Below are 11,108 nucleotides of genomic sequence, written 5' to 3'. Positions count from 1 at the left end.
GCCACAACCCGATAGGCGTTCAGCCTAAACTCTTTGGTAGCCCGCAGCGGTCGCGCTCGATCACGGCTACGCGGGGTCGAGACGACGCCGTCGACCCGAAATGTCGTCGACGAACACTCGCGGAGAAAGACCGAAATCTCCGACGACGGGCCGTGACGCGCACCGTTCTCACTCGCTGAAACCACCCACAGTCCTTCAAGAACCAGCGCGACGTACGCGGAGGTGACTCGGGTCCCGCTGACCGAGTCGAGGCACGAACGCGACCTGCGACTTCATAACCAGCCAGCACTCCTCTCCCCAGGGGAGTGCTTTCTGAGGGAGAACCGACCCGTCCGAGAGCGGCCGGTATTCTCAGCGGAACGCCCGGAGCGGTTCGCGGAGCCGCCACGAGTCCTCTGCGACGAATTCGACCGACTCGGATTAATCCACGCATCGCTCGCAGATACTCGGCTCGTGACAACGCAGACACTGCTCTCCATCGTCGTCCACAACAGCCTTCCATCGTCTCACGAAGCGCTCTCGACGCTCGACGCTATCGGCGACGTCCGTAGTCGGGAAGACGATAGCTACGTCGAGCGTGCTCGTGCGCTCCTCGACGACACGTGACGAAACGGATCGGAACGAGGAGGTGCGAGTTATCCGAACAGCTTCGAGAGTATCCCTCCGGACTCACTGTCGGCGCTGCCCTCACTCGAACTGTCGTTCTCGGTCGCATCCATGGAGTCGGAACGACCCATCCCCGACGGGTCATCGAAGAGGCCTTCGACGGAGTAGCCGATCCAGTCGGCGAACTCCTCGGGTGCGCCGATATAGACGCTTCCTCCGGACTTATCCGACATGAAGCGCTTCGGGAGGCGCTTCTCGTAGTCGGAGACTTCGTACTCTTCGCAGTCGAACTCCGCGGTTATCGCGTTCGGACTCGAACGTGACGCGTCCACCCCGGATGTCGCGTTCCCGCCGCAACCGCCCTGTGTCGTACGTCTTCTCCGCAGGCTCGTCCGCGGGGAAGTAATCGGGTTTCTCGCGGTCGGCCTCGTCGTAGAAGACGCGGAAGATGCGACGGACGTCCCCGATGGTGCCCCGTCCGACCACGGCTGCTCAGTCAGCATGCGCCGAGCGACATAACCTGAATTGGCCACCAGCGAAACGCGCTCGCTCCGAGCACGCCAGTAGCCGTTCCTCCGACACCGAATAGCGTGTCTCGTCGAGAGATGCGGGTCGACTCAAGGAACGACGCCCAGTCACCACATAGCCAAATCACACCACATCAAGAGAGTGTAGATGTGGACAAACTACTGATGGCCAGGGGACTACCTCGTTGGGGGAGTTCTATCTCTCTCGAAACGATGGCACCTGATCTATCTTCTGAGCGAGAAAACCGCCGTCGACGACTATACCATCGCGCCTCTTTCTCTCACCCATGGGAGTCCTCCAAGCTCTCCGACGTACACCGGGTGCGCTCAAGCGTGCTCCGGGTCTGTTGGTCCCACAACTGATCGTGTTCGCGTTGCTAGTCCCCCAGATGCTGTTGCAGTCGGCGTACCCACTCGCCTCGACGCTCTACTCACTGGGGTTCTCCGTGGTCTTCCTCCTCGTGATGCCCTTCATTCAGGGAGGCATGTTCGGCATGGCCGATGAGGCGCTCACCGCTCGCAGTTCGCTGTCCCGTTTCGTCACCGATGGAAGGGCCAACTACCTGCAGTTACTCGTCGCCTACGTACTCTTGCTCGTCGTCAACAGTGTCATCGGTGCGGTCGGAGTCGCGGCCGGCTTCGGCGCGCTCTTGGCTCACGGCTCCATCGGGATGGTGTTCATCGGCCTCGTGGCCATCTCGGCGCTCGTGTATCTCTCCGTGGCGTTCTTCATCCAGTTCTACGGCCAAGCGATCGTCATCGACGACCTCGGTGCCGTCGACGGACTCAAACACAGTTACGCTGTCGTCCGCCGCAATCTCGTGAGTACGCTCGGGTATTCGGTGTTCGTCGGGATCCTCGGCGGCGTCGCCGGCGGCGTGTTCACCATCGCATCGATGCTCGTCTCCCCCCAGTCCACTACGGTGCTTTCGCTCCCTCAGCTCTCGGTGGTCGCCACCGTCGGCGTCGCACTCCTCATCGTTATCTTCGGTGCGCTGTTCGGCGGATTCTTCACCGTTTACTCGGTCGCATTCTATCGAACAATCGGCTCAGAAGTCATCGATGGTTCTTGACCGGAGGACCGCCGTCGCAAGCCTCGTGATGACCGTCGACGTCCCCTCTCGGTGGCCGGTGACGGATAGCTGAGAAGGCGCGCTTGCGCAGTTGCCGGCTGGCTTTCAGGTCGTCCCACTATATCAATTATCCAGCCTATCTGAGTCGGTCGTTTTCATCACCGCCGCCCTGGTCCATGCTGCTCTCCGCGAGCGGTTGTAAAATAAATCCGTCCCGGCTTCTGGATCGAAAGCCGGTGCTGGGGTGCTACTGTGGTAGGGGGTCTCCAGTCGAGTATGCCTTCCACAGAGGCCCGAGGCCGGACTACGCGGCCCGTTCGTTACTGGCTTACTTGGCCGGTTTGGAACCACGAGGAGCAACGACTTCGGGCCCCGCTCCGGGCCCTGCTACCGCTCGTTCTGACGTTTCTGGCTCTTGCGGTTATGCAGACGGCGGTTCGAGCGCGGTTCGAGCATCCAATTCGCGAGCTCCTCGAGCTGGTCGGCTTCGCAGTTGTTCTCGCTGGGGGGCTTCTCGTCGCGGCGAGGCTCATCGACCGACGTCCCGCCGCCGACTACGGTCTCTCGGTCGATCGCGACTGGTGCAAGACCGCCGCTATTGGGAGCGTGATAGCGATCTCAGTCAACGCCGGGGCTCTCGTCGTGTCGGTTTACGCCGGCTGGGCATCCGTGACGGGGTTCGCTGAAACCCCCGGTGGCACCCCGTTCGCTCCGGCAGTGGTCATCACGTTCGGGTTGATCGCTGTCGCGGCAATATGGGAAGAGTTCATCTTCCGAGCGACGATGTTGAAGAATCTCGCGGAAGGCGGTGCGGGATACGTGGGAGAGAAGCCGGCTATTCTTCTGGCCGTCCTCATCAGCACGCTCGTCTTCGCGATACTACACGGCGGGAAGGTAACTCACGTCAGTCAGTACGGCTATTACGTGACAGCTGGCTTGGTGCTCGGAACGGCGTACGCGCTCACCGGCGAGCTCGCACTTCCCATGGGATTTCACGTGTTCTATAATTTCTCACAGGGCCTCCTCGGGCTTGGAGTCTCTCAAACCACACCCGAACTCGTCGCGCTTGCTCTCACCGGCCCGGATAAATGGGTCGGCGAAGAGGGACTCGTCCATGTCGTCTTCGCCATCCTTGGCGGTCTCTTACTGCTCGCGTATATCCGCTGGCGGGACGGAGAGTTACAAATGAGCGAACGCGTGACCCGGTGGACGCCGATTTCAATATAATTGGATTTTGTCAGGGTGAGTAGAAGGGACTGCTCGTCGGCGACGGCGATTGTGGGACCGAGTTCACTCTCGAGTTGCTTGCCGATGCTTCCGGCGTCAGTCACGGCTCGTTCGCGTGTTCCTCGTAGGGTTGGACGACGACGTAGCCGGTGTCTCCGGTGAAGGACATCTGGAAGCGCTCGCCGGACTCTTGGCCGATCATGTCCGAGAGGCTCGCGTTCGTGCTCACGTTCGGCGTCGTGTCGCTCCACGCGACCGTCGCGCTCGGATCCGTTGAGACCGGTGGTTCGAGGACGATTGGGTCGGCGTGCGTCGTAATCGCGGCGTAGCCCGGTCCTTCGAGATAGACGTTCGTGAACCCGCCCGCGAACGCGCCGGCGAGAGAGTCTATCGACGATATCTCGTAGGAGATGCTCTCGTCGAACGCGAGAACGTCCTCGCCGTTGACCGTGATCGACTCCCCAGCCTCAAGTTCGAGAAGCTGGACCTTCTTCTTCTGGTCCGAGAGGTAGACGTGTCCGCTGCCTTCGACTTCCATCACCGGTGTTCCCTCGCCCGTCGCGGCTTGCTTCACGAACCCCGTAATTCCTCCTTCGGCGGACGCCTGGCCCGTGAAGGAAAGGTCACCCGTGAACGCGATCATCGACCCCGCCTTCGCGAGAACGGTTCCGTCGACGGCGACGTCGAGCGTGTAGCTGTTCTCCAGCTGGAACGGTTCGTCGCTCCGCGTCGTCTGGTGCTCACTGGTGAATTGCTCGGTGTTCATCTGTACCGGAGCCTGAGTCGGCCCCAGAAGGAGGGTCACGACTCCACCCGCATAAGAGTACTCGGTGGGCTTCTGGACGGAACTGGAGAGAGTCCGTCGACGGCTGTGGCCGTCCGCTGCGTCAGTGAACCTCGAGAGGGATTTCAGCGTGAGAATCCCGGACGTGCCCCGTCTTCTGAGCGAGAAGCACGGAGTGAGTATTATACCCCTCACCCCACATGCCTGACGTATGGACGAGGATGCGGACGAACTCCTCGCGCTGCTCGACGACGAGTACGCGCGGGCCATCCTCGCCGAACTCACCACCGAACCGATGTCCGTCTCCGAACTCTGCACGGCCTGCGAGATGTCCGACCCCACAGCCTACCGGCGCCTCAACCGACTGGAGGCGGTTAACCTTGTAACTGAAGAGCAAGTCCTCGACCCGGACGGCCACCACTACAAGCGCTATCAGGCCACAATTGAAGAGCTGTCCGTCCGCTTCGAGGACGGCGAGTACGTCGTATCGGTCACCCGGACCAGTACAGATCCGTCCGATCGGTTCACGGATCTCTTCGAGGGGCTGTCCTGAGATGTCCATCATGCTCCTTCAACTCCGCGTCACTGGTGCCGATTCCGCGGTGGCGCTCGGCGTACTCGGCCTGTCACTGCTGTCGATTACGCTCTCGGTCATCATCGCCGCGACACTCGTCCGCGGCTACCTGCAGAGCCCGCGGGACACGGGAATACTCGTACTCGCCATCGGCCTCTTCCTGCTCACGACCGTCCCAGAGCTCCTGCGAATCGGGCTACCGACGTTCACCGCGGTTGGAACGAGCGCTCGCGCGGTCGCTGTGAGCGGCTGCCAGCTCGTCGGACTCGCCGCGATTCTCTGGGCAATCTACGGGGGTGAGAGCCGGTGAGCATACCCCTCGCTCTCTCGACCGCCGCAACGGCGCTGCGGCCGGACACCGTCGCGTGGATTGCGCTGGCCGTGACCGCTGTCGTCGGGCTCTTCGTCGCGCTCCTCGCCTATCGCGGCTACCGGCGGAACGATACGAGACAAATGCTCTTCCTGGCAGTCGGAATCGGCCTCGTGACCACCGGCGTCTTCGTTGCGGCCGCAATACTCGACCAACTCGGGTTCGGGACATCTCTCGTACTGCTCGTGCGCGGTCTCGTCACGGTTTTGGGCCTCTGCACGATCCTCTACGCACTGGTTTCCGACCGATGAATCGGAACAAACCCTTCGGGAAGAAGTCGATGACACCCTCTCGCGTGGGTCAGCTACTGGACTCGGATGTGCGTTAGGTTATCCCGGAGCTCGCGTCGCAGCGCCGCGCCTGAAGTTCAAACGCCTCCTCGAAGACATCCCCGAAGCGAACACTGACGACGAGGCGTACCAGTCCGCGGCCCTCCTCCTGCGGAACATCACGACGTCGCACTACTTCGAGGACGGGAACAAACGGACGGCGTGGCTGACGATGCAGACCTACCTCGACGGGAAGGGCTTGGAGCCGGCGGAGCGGGGTGAGCGTGCGGAACGCGTGATGCGACGCATCCGCAGGTTCAGTCCGTCCGAGCTCGCGGACTGGTTGGAAACGGGCGAGATCGACGAGGATCGTCTCACACCGTGACGCGAGTGGAAGACTGAAGCGCCTGGTGGTAGTAGTAGTCGGCATGAGTCTGGAGCCAGAGGCAGACGAAGACGACGCCGACCGAGAGCGTCACCGCGAGCGGGTTCGCCGGTTCATCGAGGAGGACGGAGACCTCCTCGACGCACTGCACGACTGAGGCCGCCTTCAGCAGCTGGCACGTTACCGATCTCTCGTTGAGAGAGTGTATCGACGACCCGGAGCGTCAGCCGTGAGTTTTCTGCGCTACCCGTGACACCGCCGACGCGATATCTCGACTGTGCTGACCGCGTCGGCCTGGTTCCTCGGCCCAGAAAGTACGCACGCGTGGCGTCGTTCGTTCGGCCCGTATGTCCACGGAGACACCGATGCAGAGCGAGAGTGAAAATTCGAGCGAGCACGGCTCCCGGAGAAGCAGACGACGCCGATAGCGAACAATCAGACGCGATAGTGGGGACGTGGGAAGGGATCAGACGCGAACTCTTCTGCGCGCGCCTCGAACGTATCCGCGAGGAGACCGTGCGCGACGCCTTCCGGCAGGCGACGTCGCGGATCTCAGATGGCGACGAACTGACCGAAGACGACATCGACGCGATGTACCGCGCGATTCAAGAGGCGAAGCGAGCCACCGAGATGGCCGCGGAGACGTCGCCCGAGGCCGCGCCGTTCCCCGACCCGTGGGACTTCCTCAACGAGAATGGTCGGGAGGCGTATCTCGAAGAGGTCGAGCGCCGACGCGGTCACTGAGAAACGACGCGAGCACCGGCCGTTTCGGCTTCATACCCGACCGTCTACATCACTGCGTAGAGTACCGCGCGTTCGAGTGAGTCTCCCTCGTTAGAGGGCCCACGTCGGCTCAGTCGTTACGAACCGACGACTCGACGATCTCGATCTCCTCCTCGGACAGGCCGTACAGGTCGTAGACGATATCGTCGATGAGGTCGTCGGTCTTCTCGATCTTCTCGTCGAGTTCGTCAGCCCGTTCTTTGGCTTGGAAGTAGCGCTCCAAGTCGTCCGCGACGTCGTCGGGGTCCGGTAGCGTGATGGCTTTCAGTCGGTCGATAGGTGAGTTCGTCTTCGTCGCGTTGTCCCGGAAACCGGCGAAGCCGTCGGCCTCCTCTGCGGCGACGGGGACGAACGCTTCGACGAGTGCGGCTTCCACCTCAGTGAGATCAGTGAGCGTAAACGCTTCCTCGTATCCGGTCTCCGCGTACCCCCACTGGTCGGTCTCGAAGGCGTCCTCGTCCTCGGGCTTATACCGCGCCGTCGCGGACACCGTCACACTGGAGCCGTCCCGCTCGGTCTCGACGTCGCCGACGCGGAGTTTCTCGTAGTCCTCCGCCGTCGCATCGAGGATATTCGACGACGTTGGCTGAAAGAGCCCGATGTCGGGGAGATTCGGGCCCTTTGTGTAGTTCCCGAGGTAGTCCAGGAGGGGGAGATCGATCAGGGATCTCCGCTCTTGCCAATCATTGAGGTCGTCCACGCGCGCTCGAAGGAAGTCATGAAGTACTCCCGGATGACCGGAGGAGAAATCAACCATGTCAGAGATCACACTTTTGAATGGGGCCGAGTCACCTGTTCTAAGATAATCCCTGAACAGTTCCTCCAACTTCTGTACGGAGAGAGGGGGCGACTTCGAGAAGTCGATACGCGGGATGTCCAAGCCCTCCAGATCGGTGACCGAGATACGAGGGAAAGTGTCAGAGACGACCTTATTCGATGTTCGAAGGAAAATCCAAGACATAGCAGTGGAATTCAGGACCGCTAAGAGATACTTGGCAGAGTAGTCACCGGTCGGCAAGATGTTCAGGATCGTCTTGTAGTTGCAATAGGTCTCCTCGGTATACGCTGCGTGAATTTTGTGTCTGCCGGAGTCCGTGATCTCGCGGACGAGAATGCGGGGCGCGCTAAAGTACCGCATCGGTCGATAATCGTGGAGATGATCCCCGTACTTCACCCAGGTCTCTCCGTCGTGCTTCACCGAGTATCGAGAGACGTCCTGACCAGACAACTCGGGGAGATACTCCTCGGATTCCTTGTTGTCAGCGTGAAATACGCGATTTTCGATCTGTTCTTCGGTGTGCTTCGAACGATTATACGCCTGGATTCCTATCGAGACATCCGCGATTTCATCTAGCTGGACGCTGGCTGATCGGATCCGATCTAGGATCTCTGACTCTTGCGCGGTCTGACGAACCTCGATACGTTTCTGTTGAGTGCTGAGAAGTGACTCCTGGTCCAGTTGGTTCGTCTCTGTGATCCCCCGGATCCGAGATCCCTCGTTCTCAGCGCGTAGTACGCGAATTCTATCTAGGTCATCCGTTTTGCGGAGCGTCAGAATTATCGTATCAACTGTCGCTTCATCGAATACTGTACTCTCGAATCGGACGACTTGCTCTACAGCCGTGTTCGTGAGGAGGAACTGGCGAAGCCGACTCGTGTTCTCCATCGTCAGCCACGGCTCTGGAACGATATATCCGAACTCGCTGTTCTCCGAAAGGAGTTGAACGCCCCGTTCGATGAACACGTGGAATAGATCAACGAAGTATTCCGGCACCTCGAATGTGCTGCGAAGGTACCCCTCAACCGAGTCTCCAACTTCAACGTATGGCGGATTTCCGATCACCGCATCGAACCCGGGGTCCTCCAGCCGCTCGCCGTCCCCTCCATAGAACACGACGGGGAACTCTAGCTGCCAATGGAAGAAGCCCTCTTCCTTGGCCATCGCTTGAGCCTCCCGAAACCAATCTGCGTTCTCGATGTCGTCCCACGAGTCGTCCCGAAGTGCTTCAGCCATCTGCTCTTCGGCGTCATCGGGAACGTCGAGACCGAAATCCGACGCCGTATGTACGTTCACCATCGCCAGGAGGTGTCGATAGAGGGAGTCCTCCCGAATCTCTGCGTACACTTCTTCCATCTCCTTAATACCTCCCAGCGTCTCGTTGTCGATGCTGAGAAGATCCGAGAATCGATCCAGAACGTGTTCCAGGGCGCGCTGACGGGTCTGATCCATCCAGTCCGTGAGTTGCGTCTGGCCGGACTGGTCGCTCTCGTCGCCGAGAACGTCCTCGATGTCACTCCCGATGAGTGAGTTCCCCGTCTTCAGGTGGTGATCGAGGAACGCGAGGGGCTGGTCGGCGGCGAGCGTTTCGAGCCACATCGAGAGCTTCGCCAGCTCGACCGCTATCCCGTTGATGTCCACTCCGTAAATGCACTCGCGGGCGATTTCGCGTCTGAGATCCTGTTCGTCGTATCCCTGAATCTCCTGCTCGCGGACCACTCCCATAACGCGGGCGGTCAAGTAACCCGTGGCAGCGGTGAGAAAATGCGCGCTGCCCATGGCGGGGTCGAGAATTTTCAGGTCGAGGACGCCCTGCCAGAACCGCCTGAAGTACTCCGTCTCGCTGGGATCCAACCCGTCCGCTCTGAGGTCGGCTTCGATGTCGTCGACGAGAGATCCGACCGACTCCTCGACGATGTACGCGACGATATAGTCGGGAGTGTAGTACGCGCCCGTCGCTTTGCGTTCCCCGTCGTCGTTTACGACATACAGATCACCCTCGTCAACGGTTTCGACGGCGTCGGCGACGCTCACCTCGGTCGCGGGCTTCCAGACCTGTCCGCCGTCCTCAGAGACGGCCGCGTACTCTTCAGGGGCGATCCGGAACTCGTGTTCGAGGAGGCCCTCGTAGATGGTGCCGAGGTGGCGGGTGTCGAGGTCGGCGTAGTCCGCGAGGACGAACTCGCCGTCCTCGGTCTCGGTGGTCCCGATCCGGTAGATCACTTCGGCGATGTAGCGGTCGGCGACGGCGTGCTCGGCGAGGAACTCGTGGTCGTCGGCGTCGAACAGCCCGCCGTTGTAGGGCGGGATGCCGAGCGATTCCTCGCCCTCGTCGACGAGTGCGAAGAGCTCGTCGAGTCGCCCCCACATCTGCGTGGATATCTCGCTGTAGTCCCCGAAGTCGTCGCCGGACTGGACGTCCTCGTGGATCCGCGACCGGAGGTGATTGAGCCCGAAGTGCTGGTCGTACTCGTCGCGCATCGCCGGGTTCTCGGGATGAATGAGGTCCCGGGATTCCGCGTAGAGCACGAACATCAACCGATAGAGGAGGACGAGCGACTGTTCTTTGAGCTCGGCGAGGCCCGCTTCGTCCTCCGGGTCGAGTTCGAGCCCGTCGTTCGTCCGGAGGAACCCCTCGCCGAGGACGCGGAGCGCCGTGAAGACGTTGTCTTGGAGGTCTTCGCCGAGTTCTCGTGCGGCGGTCTCGCTCTCGTTCCAGACCGTATCGAGGAACGACGTCCCGCCGGTTTTCCGGAAGGCATCTGGTCGGAAGAACGCGTAGAAGTACTTGAACTGTTCCAGCGTCCCGGACTCGAGGAGTTCGGGCAGATCGACCTCGTAGTAGATCTCCGTGGCGTAGTCCTTCGTCCCGTAGAGCCGCCACTTCCGGCCGTTCGTGAGAACGCCCCACTCGACGTCTTCCGGCGTGTGTTCCAGGTAGTACTTGATCTGGTGGGACGCATCGCGGTACGAGCGCTGCTCGCTGAACCGCGTCGTGAAGTCCGCGTCCCACTGCTTGGCTTCGAGGAGCGCGGCACTGAGGTTGTACGCGGCGTCTTGATTTCCGTCGCGTTTCCGCGTCGCCGCTTTTCGGCGGACGTCCGCCGATTCGAAGAGGAGGCGGTCGTTGTACCCGCCACCGCCGGGAAGCGTCGTCTCCGAGAGCGTTCCGAACCCCAGAACATCGAGCACTTCGTCGATCCACGAGTCGAGCAGTTCGTCCTCCTTGTAGGAGGCGACGAGATCCCGTTCGAGGTCCCACAGCTCTCGGAGTTCCGCGAGCGCTTTCCGTGCGCCCTCGTCGCAGTCCCACCCGTCGAGATCGTAGACGCGTTCGTCGAGATAGTAGCCGGAGAAGAGGCTCGAATTCTGGTAGGCCGAGCCCAGCGTTGCCTGACTCATCGATGATCATCCGTGCACAATGTAGCGTGCCGATTGCCCGCGCCCCCGTCTTACGAGAACCAGAGAGGCGATAGAAGACGGCCTAGAGAGCGTGCTGATTGCTCGTATCTACGCGTATTCTAGCAAGCGCGTGAGGTATTTCGTGGAATACTAGTGATACAGAAAAGATGATATACGCTCCGGTTGAGAATATCTATCCACTGATGCAACTCCATTTCCTCGGTGCTGGACCCAGTCTTTCGGTTGGTGTCGGCTATGACAACTTGGGCAATCGGCACGCTACATTGTGCACGGATGATCATCGATGAGTCAGGCAACGCTGGGCTCGGC

The 11,108-nt window shown here is 60.8% G+C and carries 10 protein-coding genes and 1 pseudogene; 8 read left to right on the top strand and 3 right to left on the bottom strand.

Features of this window, described 5'->3' with window-relative positions; translation table 11 throughout:
- Positions 1-453: 453 nt before the first annotated feature.
- On the top strand, positions 454-606 hold the full coding sequence (locus IEY26_RS16990; protein WP_188981017.1) for a hypothetical protein: 153 nt from the start codon (positions 454-456) through the stop codon (positions 604-606).
- 29 nt (positions 607-635) lie between these two features.
- Here the strand turns inward: IEY26_RS16990 and IEY26_RS17815 are convergent.
- Positions 636-1,124 (bottom strand): annotated as a pseudogene (locus IEY26_RS17815) (hypothetical protein); the annotation flags it as partial.
- Positions 1,125-1,420: 296 nt separating this feature from the next.
- Here IEY26_RS17815 and IEY26_RS16980 point away from each other — a divergent pair.
- Together IEY26_RS16980 and IEY26_RS16975 are read left to right on the top strand one after the other, a co-directional pair.
- Positions 1,421-2,206, top strand: a complete 786-nt coding sequence (locus IEY26_RS16980; protein WP_229774201.1) for a DUF7847 domain-containing protein — start codon at positions 1,421-1,423, stop codon at positions 2,204-2,206.
- A gap of 423 nt (positions 2,207-2,629) precedes the next feature.
- Positions 2,630-3,433: a CPBP family intramembrane glutamic endopeptidase gene (locus IEY26_RS16975; protein WP_229774200.1), complete on the top strand. Its 804-nt coding sequence runs from the start codon at positions 2,630-2,632 to the stop codon at positions 3,431-3,433.
- A 100-nt stretch (positions 3,434-3,533) separates the two neighbouring features.
- Here the strand turns inward: IEY26_RS16975 and IEY26_RS16970 are convergent, their stop codons facing one another.
- Positions 3,534-4,199, bottom strand: a complete 666-nt coding sequence (locus tag IEY26_RS16970; protein WP_188981015.1) for an AIM24 family protein — start codon at positions 4,197-4,199, stop codon at positions 3,534-3,536.
- Positions 4,200-4,428: 229 nt separating this feature from the next.
- Between IEY26_RS16970 and IEY26_RS16965 the strand changes: the two genes are divergently transcribed.
- The 5 genes from IEY26_RS16965 (at position 4,429) to IEY26_RS16945 (ending at position 6,559) form a co-directional block, all read left to right on the top strand.
- On the top strand, positions 4,429-4,770 hold the full coding sequence (locus IEY26_RS16965; RefSeq protein ID WP_188981014.1) for an ArsR/SmtB family transcription factor: 342 nt from the start codon (positions 4,429-4,431) through the stop codon (positions 4,768-4,770).
- Position 4,771: 1 nt separating this feature from the next.
- Positions 4,772-5,101 carry a hypothetical protein gene (locus IEY26_RS16960; RefSeq protein ID WP_188981013.1) on the top strand — a complete coding sequence of 110 codons (330 nt, stop codon included), beginning with the start codon at positions 4,772-4,774 and terminating at the stop codon, positions 5,099-5,101.
- Positions 5,098-5,412 (top strand): DUF7521 family protein, encoded by a 315-nt coding sequence (locus IEY26_RS16955; RefSeq protein ID WP_229774199.1) that lies wholly within the window; start codon positions 5,098-5,100, stop codon positions 5,410-5,412. Before IEY26_RS16960 ends, IEY26_RS16955 begins: the two co-directional genes overlap by 4 nt.
- Positions 5,294-5,815, top strand: coding sequence for a Fic family protein (locus IEY26_RS17715; RefSeq protein ID WP_268239822.1), 522 nt, complete (start codon positions 5,294-5,296; stop codon positions 5,813-5,815). The genes IEY26_RS16955 and IEY26_RS17715 overlap by 119 nt, the downstream gene beginning before the upstream one ends.
- Before the next feature lie 447 nt (positions 5,816-6,262).
- Positions 6,263-6,559: a hypothetical protein gene (locus tag IEY26_RS16945; RefSeq protein WP_229774198.1), complete on the top strand. Its 297-nt coding sequence runs from the start codon at positions 6,263-6,265 to the stop codon at positions 6,557-6,559.
- A gap of 109 nt (positions 6,560-6,668) precedes the next feature.
- On the opposite strand, the gene IEY26_RS16940 is transcribed toward IEY26_RS16945, so the two are convergent.
- On the bottom strand, positions 6,669-10,778 hold the full coding sequence (locus IEY26_RS16940) for an Eco57I restriction-modification methylase domain-containing protein (RefSeq protein ID WP_188981012.1): 4,110 nt from the start codon (positions 10,776-10,778) through the stop codon (positions 6,669-6,671).
- Positions 10,779-11,108 lie beyond the last annotated feature (330 nt).

Origin of the sequence: Halocalculus aciditolerans (assembly GCF_014647475.1) — an archaeon.
Classification (GTDB): Archaea; Halobacteriota; Halobacteria; order Halobacteriales; family Halobacteriaceae; genus Halocalculus; species Halocalculus aciditolerans.
Note: the sequence above shows the minus strand (reverse complement) of the source record. Positions and strands in the feature narration are given on the sequence as shown.